Source organism: Halomonas sp. H2, from assembly GCF_050215315.1.
Classification (GTDB): domain Bacteria; phylum Pseudomonadota; class Gammaproteobacteria; order Pseudomonadales; family Halomonadaceae; genus Vreelandella.
Genome location: NZ_CP189760.1, coordinates 961,328 through 976,778, shown reverse-complemented (window position 1 = coordinate 976,778; position 15,451 = coordinate 961,328). Strand labels below are relative to the sequence as shown.

Annotated in this window: 12 protein-coding genes; 5 read left to right on the top strand and 7 right to left on the bottom strand. The window is 54.9% G+C overall.

Annotated elements, in window-relative coordinates:
* Positions 1 to 26: 26 nt before the first annotated feature.
* Positions 27 to 2,555, bottom strand: a complete 2,529-nt coding sequence (locus tag ACQE2I_RS04380) for a mechanosensitive ion channel domain-containing protein (RefSeq protein WP_427030241.1) — start codon at positions 2,553 to 2,555, stop codon at positions 27 to 29.
* A 148-nt stretch (positions 2,556 to 2,703) separates the two neighbouring features.
* Between ACQE2I_RS04380 and ACQE2I_RS04375 the strand changes: the two genes are divergently transcribed.
* Together ACQE2I_RS04375 and ACQE2I_RS04370 are read left to right on the top strand one after the other, a co-directional pair.
* Entirely contained in the window at positions 2,704 to 3,732 is a 1,029-nt protein-coding gene (locus ACQE2I_RS04375; protein ID WP_427030240.1) for an amidoligase family protein, read from the top strand.
* A gap of 68 nt (positions 3,733 to 3,800) precedes the next feature.
* Positions 3,801 to 4,484, top strand: coding sequence for a gamma-glutamyl-gamma-aminobutyrate hydrolase family protein (locus ACQE2I_RS04370; RefSeq protein WP_427030239.1), 684 nt, complete (start codon positions 3,801 to 3,803; stop codon positions 4,482 to 4,484).
* On the opposite strand, the gene tpx is transcribed toward ACQE2I_RS04370, so the two are convergent.
* Positions 4,481 to 4,981, bottom strand: coding sequence for a thiol peroxidase (tpx, locus tag ACQE2I_RS04365; RefSeq protein WP_427030238.1), 501 nt, complete (start codon positions 4,979 to 4,981; stop codon positions 4,481 to 4,483). The two genes, ACQE2I_RS04370 and tpx, sit on opposite strands and share 4 nt — an antisense overlap.
* 136 nt (positions 4,982 to 5,117) lie before the next feature.
* On the opposite strand from tpx, the gene ACQE2I_RS04360 reads away from it, so the two are divergent.
* Positions 5,118 to 5,834: a glutamine amidotransferase gene (locus tag ACQE2I_RS04360; RefSeq protein ID WP_427030237.1), complete on the top strand. Its 717-nt coding sequence runs from the start codon at positions 5,118 to 5,120 to the stop codon at positions 5,832 to 5,834.
* Positions 5,835 to 5,851: 17 nt separating this feature from the next.
* On the opposite strand, the gene nfi is transcribed toward ACQE2I_RS04360, so the two are convergent.
* Positions 5,852 to 6,538 (bottom strand): deoxyribonuclease V, encoded by a 687-nt coding sequence (gene nfi / locus ACQE2I_RS04355; protein ID WP_427030236.1) that lies wholly within the window; start codon positions 6,536 to 6,538, stop codon positions 5,852 to 5,854.
* A 120-nt stretch (positions 6,539 to 6,658) separates the two neighbouring features.
* On the bottom strand, positions 6,659 to 8,374 hold the full coding sequence (locus ACQE2I_RS04350; RefSeq protein WP_427030235.1) for a DEAD/DEAH box helicase: 1,716 nt from the start codon (positions 8,372 to 8,374) through the stop codon (positions 6,659 to 6,661).
* A 604-nt stretch (positions 8,375 to 8,978) separates the two neighbouring features.
* Here ACQE2I_RS04350 and ACQE2I_RS04345 point away from each other — a divergent pair.
* Positions 8,979 to 9,461 (top strand): PRC-barrel domain-containing protein, encoded by a 483-nt coding sequence (locus tag ACQE2I_RS04345; protein ID WP_427030234.1) that lies wholly within the window; start codon positions 8,979 to 8,981, stop codon positions 9,459 to 9,461.
* 80 nt (positions 9,462 to 9,541) lie between these two features.
* Here the strand turns inward: ACQE2I_RS04345 and ACQE2I_RS04340 are convergent, their stop codons facing one another.
* Positions 9,542 to 10,534 (bottom strand): glutathione S-transferase family protein, encoded by a 993-nt coding sequence (locus ACQE2I_RS04340; RefSeq protein WP_427030233.1) that lies wholly within the window; start codon positions 10,532 to 10,534, stop codon positions 9,542 to 9,544.
* Between the two features lie 81 nt (positions 10,535 to 10,615).
* Positions 10,616 to 11,539, bottom strand: coding sequence for a LysR family transcriptional regulator (locus tag ACQE2I_RS04335; RefSeq protein ID WP_427030232.1), 924 nt, complete (start codon positions 11,537 to 11,539; stop codon positions 10,616 to 10,618).
* Positions 11,540 to 11,977: 438 nt separating this feature from the next.
* On the opposite strand from ACQE2I_RS04335, the gene ACQE2I_RS04330 reads away from it, so the two are divergent.
* Entirely contained in the window at positions 11,978 to 13,711 is a 1,734-nt protein-coding gene (locus tag ACQE2I_RS04330) for a peptidoglycan DD-metalloendopeptidase family protein (RefSeq protein WP_427030231.1), read from the top strand.
* Positions 13,712 to 13,791: 80 nt separating this feature from the next.
* Here ACQE2I_RS04330 and ACQE2I_RS04325 read toward each other — a convergent pair whose 3' ends face one another.
* On the bottom strand, positions 13,792 to 15,426 hold the full coding sequence (locus tag ACQE2I_RS04325) for a L,D-transpeptidase family protein (protein ID WP_427030230.1): 1,635 nt from the start codon (positions 15,424 to 15,426) through the stop codon (positions 13,792 to 13,794).
* Between the last annotated feature and the right edge of the window lie 25 nt (positions 15,427 to 15,451).

Sequence of the window (15,451 nt, the reverse complement as noted above, 5' to 3'; positions counted from 1 at the left end):
GCTAACAAGCTGATAAATCCTGGCTACTAATCGCCGTGTTCGCCACCAGGGGAGGCATAGGACTCACCGTGGGGCTCGCCCTGTGCCTGGGGCTGTCGCCGATGTGACGCAGCATGATTAGCCGTTTTATCGTGTTTACGCTCCTGCTCATCACGGCGAATTTCTGCCTTTGTCGGGCGCGGTGCGGGTTTAGGCGGCGCGGGTTTCTTATGTTGCTCGGTATTTGATTCACCCTCTTGGCCAGCTTCATCACCGCTCTGCCCACTCTCCCGTGAGTCTTCTTGCGAGTCGCCTTCTTGCGGGTCTTTTTCCAAAGCAAACGACATTCCCGCGGCGGCCTCCAGACGGTCTTCGGAGCGCGCTTCCATACTAACACTAAGACGCGGCACACCCAGGTCAATCTCTTGGGCTTCCATACGCTGCTTCAATAGCAGGTTAAATGCCCGGGAGACATCCCACTGCATCTCCGGCGCGGTACGAAAACGCATGCGTAGGATGGGGCAGCCATCCTCAAAGCCCTGAACACCCTGCATCTCCAGCGGTGACCAGATATAGTGGCGCATCATGGGATCGCGGCGCAGCTCCTGAGCGGTCTCCTGCATCAAGGTAATCGCATCGTCGATTTTCATATCAAACGGAATGCGGATACGCATCAACGCGATACCAAACTGGCGCGACATGTTATGAATCGACTCAATGCGGCTAAAAGTGATGATATGAACGATCCCATCTAAGTCACGCAAGCGTACGGTGCGCAGCGTCAACCCCTCGACCGTGCCCATGTGATTATTGATCTGCACAAAATCATCTACCGCCAGCGAATCTTCGATCAAAATAAAGATGCCGGTAATTAAATCCTGCACCAGCGTCTGAGCACCAAAACCAATCGCCAGGCCAATCACACCAGCACCGGCTAATAGCGGTGTTACATTGACGCCCAAATTAGCCAGCCCAGCAATCACCGCAATAATTAGAATGGTCACGAAGATGACGTTGCGAATCATCGGTGTGATGGTTTGCGCCCGGGCCTGATTAACCCGCCGCCCCCGGGAGCGCGCCGATGAAGTGAGTGCCCGCTGAATGGCGGTATCGGCAAAAATCCATACCAGCCACGCTAACAGCACAGTGGCGCCAAGGCTGACCAACGCTTGCCCGATGCGCGCACTGGCCACGGCTTGCTGGCCCAGGCCAAAGAACGAACTGCCCCACACCTGCATAGAGAGCTCGGCAAACACCATCCACGCACAGATATGCGCCAGCACAAAGCCGAAGCGCTCTAGGCGTTTGCGGTACTGGCTATAGCGATGACGGTGACGACGCTTGCCCATGCGTTCCGCCTGGCGACTCAGCAGCCCGGTCACTACCAGCGTTAGCACCAGCAGGCTGGCCGAAATAATTGAGCGCGCCAGCGCAGTACCTACATCGCCAACGGTGATAAAAATCGCCAACAGCGAACCACTCACCATCAGCAGCGCAGGTATGTGCCACAGCCCTCCCAGGGAGCGAATCATCTCGACCGCGGCACTAGCATCACGCCGCTGCTTGAAGGGGCGGTTGCAAATCAAATGGCGCACGGGCCGTTTGAATTTGATAATAAACCGCGCCGCGAGCAGCGCCGCCAGCATATTGGAAAGCACCGATACTAGACTCGATAGCTCACTGCCGAGCATTTCGACTAGGCGGGAGGAGTTGACCGCATCGCCCAGTGCAATCAAAGCGCCAATCACAAACAGACCGCGCAGGGCATGCTGCTGCAGCAGTTGAACCGCCGTAAACCGGTGGCCGCGACTAAAGAACGCAATGACCGTTTCAAATACCACGGATAGGGCCCGACCACACAGACAGATATAGGCAACAACAAGCGCCAATGTTCGCCCTGGACTATCAGGCAGCACTTGGCCAACCCCCAGCGTCATGGCAAACGCTAGCGCCCAGGGCAGCATACGGCGCAAAAAGTGCACCGCCATCAACCAGCCTTTGGGGTCGCGAGGCAGGTCTAGCGGCCACTCTCGACGGGTAGCCAGCATGCGTCCAAAGGCAATCATGACCACCAACAACACAATCCAAACCAGGGCAAGAACGGCCCCTTCCACGACTGCACGAATCGCCTCGCCTTGATCGGCATCGTCGTTCAGAGCGCGCAAATCGTTCGCGCCTTGTACGAGTTGGCGTGACCACTGGTCAACCGGCGAGCCCCCCGCCTGAGCCTGATCGCCAAGATCGCTTAAGGTATCGGCCAATGCCCCTAGCAGGCCTTGGTGCACCACGCCTTCTTTTTTGCCGACTGTGCCTGCCGTGACCTGCAATTCACGCAGCGAATTAAGCAGCTCGGTGCGCTGCTTCTCGTTTTCAAGCATGCCAATCACGTCATTTAACGACGCCTGGAATTCTTCGCCGCTGACCTCGGCGGTTTCCTCTTCAGAACCTCCGCCCAAACTTGGAAGCGACACCGTTTGCGCCTGGGCCTGCGTAATTGCTGTACTCATCAATACCAGGTTTGCCAAGACAAACAGGGCAACGCCTATTAGCGATTTGATTAACCAGTGCTGTCGCACGCCTTACTCCTGAACATTAGCTTAGATGGCACCCTGCCGCGCTTATCGTCTGCCGTCCACATGGATGTCGGAACCCAGTGATACGCACAGCCTCAACGCGTGACTGTGATAGGCTGAAGGCTTAAACGTTCACCTCAAGGATGCCGAGATGACGCTGCAAGCTCCACCTAACCACTTAAACAGCGATGGGAAAAATCGGCATGTAGGCGTCGAAATTGAATTTGCCGGACTGCCTCCCCACGATACGGCAATGATCATACTCGAGCTGTTTGGCGGGGAGCTTAACGTGGTAAGCCCCCACCGGCTACTAGTAGAGAATACCCGTTGGGGCGAATTTGGGATCGAGCTCGACACCCAGTACGCGCATCCTGATAAAACGCTACTCGAAGACTCGCATGCCCAAGATAGCGAGTGGGCGCGTCATCAGCACCAACGGCGGATCGAGTTTCACCAAAAAACCCGTGAACTGATCGGTGATATGGTCACCGGCCTGGTGCCCACTGAAATCGTCTGCCCTCCGGTTCCCTGGGATGAATTGGAGGAGCTGGATACGCTCTTTGAAGCACTACGCGCTCGTGGCGCCAAAGGTACCGATGCCAGTCTAATGTATGGGTTCGGGTTACACCTAAACCCCGAAGTTGAGCGTTTCGACGTTGGCTATTTACTCGCTATGCTGCGCGCCTACCTGCTGCTAGCTGGCTGGCTACGCGATGAAATTAAAGTGGATATTACCCGCGAGATGCTGCCCCACGCCAACCCATTTTATAAAGAGTACGCGCTGAAGATACTTGATAGCCGTTACGCGCCTGATCTTGATACGCTGATTGACGACTATTTGCACGCCAACCCAACCCGCAATCGTGAGTTGGATCTGTTGCCACTGTTTGCCTTTATACGCCCGGAGCATCGCCACGAAATGCTCCATTCACGGCTCACCAAACCGCGCCCCACGTTTCATTACCGGTTGCCTAATGCGCAGTTGTCACAGCCGGGATGGGGATCCGCAATCGAATGGAATCGCTGGGTAGAAGTTGAGAAACTTGCCGCTAATTCTGAGGTTTTGCTCGCCCGCTGCGCGGAATATATCGACTACCATAACCGCCCGAGACTAACGCGCTTAAAAGATAAGTTGATCCAATCAACAGCGAAACTAGGCCGCTGGGTGCGGGGTAAGTAAGTCCTCATTGGCATACAAAGCTCGTTTTTCTCCACTTTTATTTCTTTCAAACGCGAGTAACTACCTGAATGTCTCGACCGCTTATCGGAATCACCACTTCGGATCAAAAAAGTCACTTAGCGTGGTGGTTTGATTGGTTTGCTGTCTGGCGACATGGCGGCAAGCCGCTACGCTTATCGCCTTCGCGCCCGCAGCCAGAAAGCCTAGATGGCTTAATCATTGGCGGCGGTGACGATATTCAGGCCCACCTTTATGGCGGCGAAGTGCAGTTGGATGTGCGCCTTGACCCCGCCCGTGATGAGCTCGAGCTGGCCCTGCTTGAGCGTTTTATTCCACTCAATACACCGGTACTAGGGATCTGTCGGGGGGCACAATTAATCAATGTCCACCTTGGCGGCACGCTAGACCCTGATATCTACACTACTCATGAAGGGTTAAAGCACCGCCGCACGGTGCTGCCACGCAAAACCGTCGATATTGTCGGGGCCAGCAAACTGCACCGTTTGCTCGGCGTAACGTGGTGTCGCGTTAACAGCCTGCATCACCAGGCCGTTTATGGCGCGGGCAGAGGAATAGAGATCGTCGCACGCGACAGGGATGGCTTGGTGCAGGGCATTGAGTCTCGCGAGCATGAGTTTTTGATTGGCGTGCAGTGGCACCCGGAGTGGTTGATTTTCAACCGCCCCCAACAGCGCTTAATTCGCGCGCTGGTGGAGGCGTCAGAAAGGCATGCTAAACAACATACGGACTAGTCCAACGCCGCTAAGGCAGCCTCGTAATCGGGCTCATTTTTCAACTCGCTTACTAGCTCGCTGTGCACCACCCGGTTATCAGCATCCAGCACTACCACGGCGCGGGCACACAAACCTTCCATCGGGTTATTGCATAATGCCACCCCCCAGGCTTCGCGAAATTCAGGGTGACGGAAGGTCGACAACGTCTCGACATTATCCAGCCCTTCTGCGCCACAAAAACGTTTGGCGGCAAACGGTAAGTCTGCCGAAACAACCAACACCACTGTGTCAGCAAGCTTAGACGCCAGCTCGTTAAAATGACGCGTGGACATCGCACAGGTGGGGGTATCCACACTGGGGATAATATTGAGCACCTTACGCTTGCCCGCAAAGGTCTCTAGAGTGACATCCTGCAGGTCTGTATTGGTCAAGGTCATGGTAGGTGCCGCTTGGCCAACAGCGGGCAGCGTACCGGCGACCTCCATCGGTTCGCCCGCGCGGGTAATCTGTTGCATTGCCTACTCCTTAGATCGTTAATAATTAATACGTTCTTACCATCAGATAAGCCATGATAGGCTATATTCATGCCTTTGCGCTCGTCCTGAAAGGCCTTTGTTTAACGTTTGCGTTTCATCGCACCGAGGGAGTGATATGAGCTGTGTATTGATCGTTAAAACCGGCGACGCTTTTCCGGAAGTCGTTGACCAATACGGTGATTTTGAAACGCTATTTGAACAGCAGCTCAGTACGGCTCTGCCAGCGCATATGACCTTACAGGTATGGGATGCTCAACGGCAGTTGACAGCGCCTGCCCTAGATAGCCTAACCGGCATTGTGATTACCGGTTCCCACAGCATGGTCAGTGATGCCGAACCCTGGAGCGAGGCACTTAAACCGTGGCTGCAAGAGGCACTCGCCAGCGATATTCCCATGCTCGGCGTCTGCTACGGCCATCAATTAATGGCTGCCGCTTTCGGTGGCATAAGCGACTACCACCCGGCGGGCCGAGAGTCCGGCACCCACACCGTACGGCTAACCCAGGCAGGCCAGCAAGACCCGCTGTTTCGTCAACTACCGAAACGCTTTGCCGCTCACCTCACCCATGCGCAATCGGTGATGCAAGCGCCCCACGGTAGCACCGTGCTGGCCCACAATAGCCATGACGCCCACCAAGCGCTGCGCTACGGCCCGCTGCAATGGAGCGTGCAGTTTCACCCGGAGTTCACTACCCCCGTCATGCGCGCTTATATTGAGCGACAAGGCGCCGCGCTGCGCGATCAGGGCGAAGATCCACTTACCCTGTCAGCTGGCGTGACGGACTGCCATGAAGCCGCCAGCCTACTGCGGCGCTTTTTGGCATTTGTATAGCCCTTCGCAAAAGCAGATTACCGGCGCTGATCACGCCGTGAAGCCAAGCGATCCGCTAACCGCGTCGGCTCCGGCAGCTTAGTACGCCCTAAGCAGCGCATCACCCAGTCAAGCGATGTTTCCAAAGTGATGCGGTGCCCAGGCGATACGTACACGGGTTTAACCTTGGTCCGGGAGCGTAAAACGACACCAATGGTCTCTTGTCCCGCGTAAAGCGGCACCCAGTCGCCGCGCTGCTGACCTACTTCGTCGTGTTGGCCACACAGCCGCGACTTGGCAATCCCAATGGTAGGCAAATCCAGCCAAAGCCCTAAGTGAGCCGCCACACCTAACCTGCGCGGATGAGCAATTCCCTGACCATCGACCATCACTAACTCAGGCACCACACTGAGCTTTTCAAACGCGCTCAGTGCGGCAGGAATTTCACGAAACGATAGCAACCCAGGGATGTACGGCATACGCGTGGGTTCGCGATGGATCACCTGCTCTACCACGCTTAAATCGGGTGCGGTGGCAGGATCCCATTTCAATACCACCACCGCTGCCCGGGTGATTTCGCCACCCTCTTCAAAGCCAATATCCACCCCGGCGATATGCGTTACCAGTGCTAGGCGATCAGTCATTTCCAAGCGCTTGGCCAGCTCTGTTTGCAGCGCCCTCGCCTCTTTAGGCGCCAAATTCCATTCGTGTAGCGGTGCTGACATATCATCCTCCTTGAAGTGGTGAATGGTGAATAAGATAGCAAAAAAACGCCCCCGCACCTGGAAAGGTACGGGGGCGTTTGAGATTTTCTCAGGCGCCGTTTAACGGCAACTGATCAATCTTTAGGCGCGTTCGCGACGACGAACCGGCGCATCGCCTTCGTCGCGACGGCGGCGCGGTGCACGCTCTGCCGGTGCGCTATCTTCGCTGATTTCCAGCGGACGACCGGCCACACGGGCACGTGCCATCTTGGTCAGAATTGTCGAGGGCAAGCCGCTCGGCAGTTCAACCACAGAGAAAGCGTTGCGGATATCGATACGGCCGATACGCGCGCCTTCAATGCCGCCTTCATTAGCAAGGGCGCCGACTAGTTGACCCGGCTTAACGCCATCTTTATGACCCACGGAGACACGGTAACGCGTCATGCCTTCGGTCGGGCCGCTAGTGCGTTCACGACGTGCACCCGGCTTACCGCCAGACGCACCGTCACGCGAGGGCTTCTCTTTACGCGGCGCTTGCAGGCGACCAATCGGCGCTTCGTCAGCACGTGCCATGGCAGCAAACGCACAGGTCAGCTCAATCGGGTCGTGGCCTTCTTCAACGAGACGCTCAATCAGCGCACGCTGTTCTTCGGCGCCTTTGGTTAAAGAGGCAATCACACGCTGATGGAAAACTTCATCGCGGTGGGCGCGAATAGCACTTTCATCAGGCAGCGGCATTTCGGCCATTTTCTGACCGGTTGCCTGCTCCATCCAGCCCACTTTGCGGCCTTCACGGAAGCCAGCAAAGGTAATCGCGATGCCGCTACGGCCGGCACGACCAGTACGGCCGATACGGTGGGTGTAGGCTTCGGCGTCTTGGGGCAAGTCGTAGTTAATAACGTGGGTGATACGCGATACGTCTAGACCGCGCGCGGCCACATCGGTCGCAATCAACACGTCAACTTTGCCACGCTTCAAGCGCGTAATGGTGCGCTCACGCAGGCTTTGATCCAAATCACCCGACAGGCCTGCGGCGTTAACGCCACGGGCAGTCAGTTGCTCAACCAGCGTGGTACACGCCGCACGAGTACGTACAAAGACGATAGCGCCGTCGACCGGTTCAACTTCGAGGATGCGCGACAACGCTTCCAGCTTAGCGCCGCCATCAACACGCACAATGCGCTGCTCGATGTTTTCGCCGGTAGTGGTGCCTTTCTCAATAGCCACCTTCACCGGGTCAACCAAGTAGCGGTTAACGATGCGCTCGATTTCAGTCGGCAGGGTCGCCGAGAAGAACACGCGCTGAGCATTTTTCGGGGTATCGGCAACCACGCGTTTTACGTCGTCGATAAAGCCCATGCGCAGCATTTCATCAGCTTCGTCCAGCACTAGAGCGGACAGGCCATCAAGCTTCAGGCTACCGCGGTCCAGGTGGTCGATAATCCGGCCTGGGGTGCCGACAACGACTTGCGCGCCACGCTTAAGGGCACCCAGCTGTTCGCGGTACTCTTGGCCGCCACATAGGGTAGCGACTTCGAGGCCTTTCAGATTTTGGCCATACTTACTAAACGAGACGGCTACTTGCTGAGCCAACTCGCGGGTCGGAGCCATTACCAGGACTTGGGGCTCGCGGCGCTGAAGATCTAAGCGCGACAAGAGCGGTAATGCAAAAGCAGCGGTTTTACCGGTACCCGTCTGAGCCTGGCCCAGCATATCGCGGCCTTCAAGCAGCGCAGGGATGGTTTGCGCCTGAATCGGTGAGGGAACTAAATAGCCCTGTGATTCAACAGCAGACAGAACGGCAGGCAAAAGAGCCAGATCGCCGAAGCTCGGCGAGGCGACAGAAGTCGAGGTCATTAATCACACCTTGGTAGGCCGGCAAGTACCGGCAAAAAACGTCGTAAGCGTCCCTGACTCAGTCGCCGCATAACGACGTGAATGGTCGTTATCGAAAACAGGCACCGCCTAAGCGGTCATAGCCTTCTATGGAGTCGGAGACGCCGGTCGCACCTAGCATACGGTTGGCAAGCACCGCAATCAGCGGGCCAACCGTTGTGGCGACCTACTGCGCCGATTTCACCCGTGTGGTGAAATACTGGAGGCGCGCCATCTTCACAGCAATGAACATCTAGCAATTGGCGAGATGTTCCCGCAAGCGATACTGCTAATAACTATTAACAACCGATAACCTAGTCATTAATAACTACGCATATAGACGCTTATCGTCATGATGGAGGGGTCAACACATGCGAGGAAGGCGCATCCTAACACCACATTTTGCTTCTGACCAGCACTTTTAACTTACACCAATGTTGAGTCAGCAGCTTGCACTTGTGCATATTTGGTCTAACCTAAAGGGCGAGCTTATATAGCCAGCGCGCTATAATACAAGAGTCGCGATATGTAGCTATACAAGAGCGGGAGCAATCTACTAGTTATCGTAGCCACATGGAGAGATGCTATGCGTAAGACAATTTTGACCACTGTGATTGGTACCGCCCTACTGGGAAGCTTTGCCATGAGCGCTCAGGCTCAAGACGAGCCACAGGGTATGTATTCAGCCGACGATATTCTTGACGCAGACGTCTATTTTGCCGGTGGTTCCGGTGAAGAGATTGGCGACGTTGACGATATTTTGTTTGATGAAGAAATGCGTATCACCGCACTGGTTATCGAAAGCGGTTCAGTACTTGGTTTAGGCGGTCGTGAAATCGTTGTTGAAACCGATTACTTCACCCTCGAAACCAAAACGGAACAAGACGGCGATACCGAACACCGCATCATGGTTGACGCTAGCCAGGAGGAGGTTGAAGCCTTTCCTGCTTATGATAACGATTGGTGGGAGCAAACCAAAGCTAACGCCCGTGATGCCTGGAAAACAACCCAAGAAGGTGCGCAGAGCGCTTGGCAAAGCACCCGCGAAGCGGTTAATGCTGACGAGTAATGACTTAAAACTGTGACGCGTGTATTAACAAGAAGGGCCGCCCAAATGGGCGGCCCTTCTTGATGTTGATTTATGCATGATTAGCGGCGGCGCACACCTTTACCGGGCAGACGCTCACGGTCGTGCGGCTGATTAAAATCGAGCAGCGGGCCAGCGGGAACAATGCGCGTTGGGTTAATCGTATCGTGGCTATAATAGTAGTGGCGTTTTATGTGATCTATATTGACCGTCTCCGCCACTCCAGGCCATTGATACACTTCCCTAACGTAGTTGGCAAGATTGGGATAATCCTCAATACATTTAAAGTTGCATTTGAAATGGCCGTAATAAACCGCGTCGAAGCGTATCAGGGTGGTAAACAGGCGAATATCCGCCTCGGTGAACCATTCCCCTGCCAAGTAACGCTGCTCGTCTAAACGCGCTTCCATGCGATCAAGCGCTTCAAATAGCGCCTGCACATGCTTTTCATAGACAGCTTGCTCAGTAGCAAACCCCGATTTATAGACCCCATTGTTAATGTGGTCGTAGACATCAGCGTTGACTTCATCGATCACGCTGCGCAGATCGTCAGGGTAAAAATCCAAGTCATTGCCGGTCAGCTTATCAAACGCATGGTTAAACATACGCAGTAGATCCGCGGACTCATTATTAACGATGGCGCTGCGCTGTTTATCCCACAGCACGGGCACGGTGACACGGCCGGTGTAGTGCAGGTCGGTTTTGGTGTAAAGCTGATGGTGGAAGTCGACGCCATTAACAGGGTCTCCGCTAGCGCCTTCGTCCTGGCGGTAGGTCCAGCCTTGGTCGAGCATTAATGGGCTGACATGGGACGTGCCGATCAACGGCTCCAGCCCTTTCAGCTTACGCATAATCAGGGTGCGATGCGCCCAGGGGCACGCGAGCGATACATATAAATGGTAGCGGTCCTTTTCCGCGGGGTAGCACTCACCGTCCGTTTCCGGCTGCTCGCCCACCCAATCGCGCAATTGAGCCGATTCACGCACGAACTCGCCGCCGTGTTTTTTGGTGTCGTACCATTGGTCTTGCCATTCGCCATTAACCAGTAATCCCATGGGGCGTCTCCTGAAAAGTGTCTAGGGTTATGCAGCTTGTTTTCAGCATACGCCCGCGCTGAGGATGCTCAAGCGGATGTTTTACGGCCGTTCATTCGAGTAAGTCGAATCATGTATGGCGCATTCGCTTATCACCGCCTGTTTTAGTGCCGCAGCCATGGCATGAGCCGCGGGCCCTGCGCGGTCTCGGTCGCGAAAAATCATTTGTATCGGCACTTCACGGATGCCCCCTGCCGGCAGTGGCAGCGGCTTCAATTGACCGCTTTTTAGCTCATCAACAATACGCGTCTCTGGCATCCACGCAAAACCCAAACCTCGTCGCAGCATATCGAGTGATGTATTGAGGTGAGTAACGGTCCAGCGCTGTTCAGCCTTCAGCCAGCCAGCGTTGGTCGATTGCCGCAGCGCTGAATCACGCACCACTAGTTGTCGGTACTGAGCCAGGTCACGCAGGTCTAACGTGCGACCTAACTGATGAAGGGCATGTTGAGGGTGCGCCACCGCGACAAAACGTATCGTCACCAGCGGCTCGCCTAAAAATCCTTGCGCCTCAATGCCTGAGACCACGAGATCTGCACGGCCATCGTAGAGCATTTCGATACCACCGTTGAGAACACTCTCGTGTAATTGAACACGCACCTGTGGGTACGTTGCAGAGAAGCGCTCTAACGCTTTGGCTTGCGCGGCAGCCGGAAAAACTTGATCAATCGCCACCACGACCTCAGCCTCTAGGCCCGCCGCTAGCCGGGTAGCCACATCCTCGAGCGAGGCCGCACTCTCTATCAACTGGCGCGCGCGGCGCAGCAGCAACTCACCGGCTTCGGTTAAGCGAACTTGTCGGCCAATCGGCTCCAGAACCTGAACCCCTAGCTGCTCTTCTAATTTATGGACGGCGTGATTTAGCGTGGAAGGGCTTTTATGTACGGCTTCTGCCGCACGCGCAAACCCGCCATGGTCAACCACGGCGGCCAACATTTGCCATTGTGCAAGTGTTACCCGGGACATTTCGATTTCCTCAACGCAAAACAGCGAAACAATGCGCGTAATATTCGAAAAAACATGACTAGCATGCCAGGAAACGTTTCATCGTGTCGCCCATGGTTGAAGAATGGCTGTTAATATCCCTAAAAGTAGGCGATGAAAGTTAATAAGCATTAGATAAACGCCTCAAGTACTCGACACCAGCTGCACGAGCTCTTTCGAAAAATTAATTTTCGTCCATAATTGACTTAGGTGATGCAATTAGCCTAATTTATTCGTTACATTTGTTAGCAAACGGTGTTTATAAACAGTAATCTTTGCTTATTATTGTCCTGCTTCTATTTAATTACGTTTTATGTATAGACATACAGTCTATGCACTCCCGCCTTAGTGGGGTATGGTTTCCGGGTTTATGTTCTCTTATAGTTAATTTTAATCACGAATTCGGCGGTCCATTTACCCATGTTGCGAATCCTCCATTCGCTGCCCCGCACGCACAAATTATTACTGTTACCGGTGGCCACTATGGTCACGGTGCTGGGCACACAGAAGTTACTAACGACATATCAAGATTTAAATCAACCCAATACTCCGCTTGAAAGCGTGCTGGTACCGCTTTCTAGTGATTCTGCTCCGGGTGTTCCTTCCTTGCGTCAAGAACGCACCCCGGTTGCTGAGGCGATCGACCGTGCCTCTCGCGCCCTCGACGTCACCCGCGAAAACATTCCCCTCAGCGAATTAACCGCCACCGAAATTGTTGACCTCGATGTCGATGTCAACGTTATCGCCACTGCAGAAGCCAGTATGGCGACTCAGGCAGGCCTTGGGCACGATGTGGCAGTACTCAATGCAGCATCACTTGATACACCCACGCTAGATACTGCTGCGTTAGTCCCTATCGCGTTTGATAGTGGCGCTCTGCATATGGCCATTGTGGTTGGCACGCTGACCAGCGGCATGCTGGATGTAGACGACACTTCATCTGTTGAAATTGCCGATGCCACCTCTTATGAAGATTACGGCGTCGATCTTTTTGGTGATATTTCGTTTCTGGAATTAGAACTGGCGGCAGAAGAGCCGTTTGTACCTGAATGGGAAACGCATATCGTTGAATCTGGCGAAACGTTTGCCATACTGGCGCAAAATGAATTAGGCCTTGGCTATAGCGAAGTGATGGCCCTGCTTGAAGACTTACCCGATCAGCGCATGCTCACCCATTGGCGCGCCGGGCACAGCTTTGACTATCAGTTAGATGAAGGTGGTCGTTTGCTGTCACTACGCATGATGAAAAACATCCGCGACGGCATATTGCTTGAGAAAGATGCAGACCATTTCGCTATCACTGCTATTGAGCGCCAAGGCGAGCCCGTTCAGCGCCTTTATGCGGGTAGCGTTAGCGGTAGTTTCGCCCGCTCGGCTCAGGCGACTGGTTTGAATAGCGGCTCGGTCACTGAACTGACCAAGTTGCTTGAGAAAAAACTCGATTTTCGGCGTGATAGCCGCCGCGGTGACCGCTTCCAGGTACTGGTTGAGTCAGACATGATTGACGGCGAAACACTTGACTCTCGCGTACTTGCGGTTCATTACAACGGCGAACGCATGGATTTGACCGTTGTACGTAACACCACCGATAATAATTTCTACACCCCTGAGGGTGGCAGCTTGGATCCAGCGTTTGCACGCCATCCATTTGAAGGCAGTTATCGCTTAAGCTCGAACTTCAATCCACGTCGCACGCACCCTGTGACCGGCCGCATCAGCCCGCATAACGGCACTGATTTTGCGATGCCAATTGGCACCCCTGTTACAGCACCTGCCAACGGTGTCGTTGAGCGTGTCAGCAACCATCATGCGGCAGGCCGCTACATCGTCGTCCGTCACGATAATGGCTACCGTACGCGCTACCTGCACCTTTCGCGGCCGCTGGTGAACCAGGGCGAACGAGTGACCATGGGCGAGCGTATTGCGCTGTCGGGCAACACTGGCCGCAGCACGGGGCCTCACCTGCACTACGAAGTCATCGTTAACAACGCACCGGTCAATGCAATGACGGTCCCGCTACCTGAAAACACTAGCTTGAGCGGTGATACGCTGGTGGCATTCAAAAGCCAGGCAGCACCTATTCTAGCGACGCTTGAGAGTGGCGAAACAGGACCAGTGAGCGTAGCGAACTACCAGCAGAACAACGACGACTAGCCAATTAGCTGTTCTAAATTACAAAACACCGCCAAATGGCGGTGTTTTGCGTTAGGTTGAGACAGATTAGGTATGTCAGCTTAAACAGGCCGCTGCAAGGCTGCGAGTAGCGCGGCATCACGGCGATAAATATCGGGCCTAAACTCCACTTCGCCCTGCGCATTGGGCCACGCGGTTAAGTAGTGCAGTGCAACCGGGATTCGCTGGGTCAAGCGCACGTTGCGATCGCTTCCGCCACTTAACAGGCTGTTCATCTGGTAATGACTGCCGGTATCTTGAAGCAGCATTTGCGCTAATTCCGTCACACCTTCTACGCGGATGCAGCCGGAACTCAGCGCGCGCTGGTTACGCTGAAATAGCCCGCGTGCGGGAGTGTCGTGCAAATAGATCATGTCATCATTGGGAAACCGCACGACGACCCGGCCTAACGGATTGCCCGCGCCTGCCACTTGGCGCAACATCACACTGCCGGGACGCTGCCAGTCGATCTCTTCAGCAACGAGCGGTTCTCCCGAGGTACTAATGACCTGAATATTTTGGCGTGCCAAGTAATCAATATCCGCGCGCACACGGGGCAACACATCCTCGCGCATAATGGTTGGTGGAATCGTCCACGAAGGGTTAATCGTTAAATGGCTAATCGTAGAGTGGATAATCGGTGTTTCGCGGCGCGGTGAGCCTACCACTACTCGGGCATCCCAATGCTGGCCATTAGGGCGTACGTAATGCATCCGGTAGCCGGCAATATCGACCCACACCCGTGGCTCGGCAGACTGCATCGGGCGAATCCAGCGCGCGCGCTCTAGATTGACCCGCAGTTGATCGATTCGCGTTGTCACCGGGGTATTTAGCGCCAGGCGGGTCTGTTCACCTACGACGCCATCTTCTTGTAACAGATGACGACGCTGGAAGCGTCTAACAGCGGCTTCAAGTGGCGCATCAAAGGCACGGCGGTTAGACGCGGACTGCACCCCAATGAGCGGATACGCGCTGCTGTCAGCCACCATTAACTCTGTTTCACCCCACAGCGTCAGGCGTTGGCGCAGCGCGACCACGTCGTCAGCTTCGTCGCCAGGCCGCAGCGACTCTTCACGCGCCGCCAAGTAAGGCGCACTGCCTAGGTCCGCCAACTGATAATGCTGTTTTAAAGCGTCACGTAACTGTTGATACTCGCCCGAGGAGGGCCGAACCAGCGCGATAGCGTTGTCCAGCTCGCCATCCTCAACGGCATGCACCACGCGGAGCAGTGAGTAACTGCTTTCCGGGCGCGGTGAATCCCAGTGAGGTTCAACATCACGGGGATTGACCTTGCCACGCTCTAAATGATCTAGTGCCAGCAACAGTGACTCGGTGGCCTTGAGATCAAATAACGCCTGCGCCGTGTCACCGCCAGGCTTGCTGCGCTGAAACTCATCAAGCAGCGTGTCAGCGTGGTAATCCTCTGGTACTAAGCCATCGTTTTCCAAGCGATTTAGCGCACCCACCAACGACTCGACGGCTGATGCTGTTTGCCAGGCAGGCTTCCCTTCGCGTAATTGATAGAACTCAGCAAGCGGCAGCCGATTGGCTTCAACAGCGGTTAATTGTTGTGCTAACGCTTGCTGCAACGGCGCTGAGTCCGCATACGCAAGGTTGATCCCTAAAGAGCTGTGGGTAAGCGTTAGACATAAAGCGACCCCTATCGCCCATTGTCTTAGTGGCTGTCTATCGTTCATCGCCCTCTCCTTGAGTTACTATGTT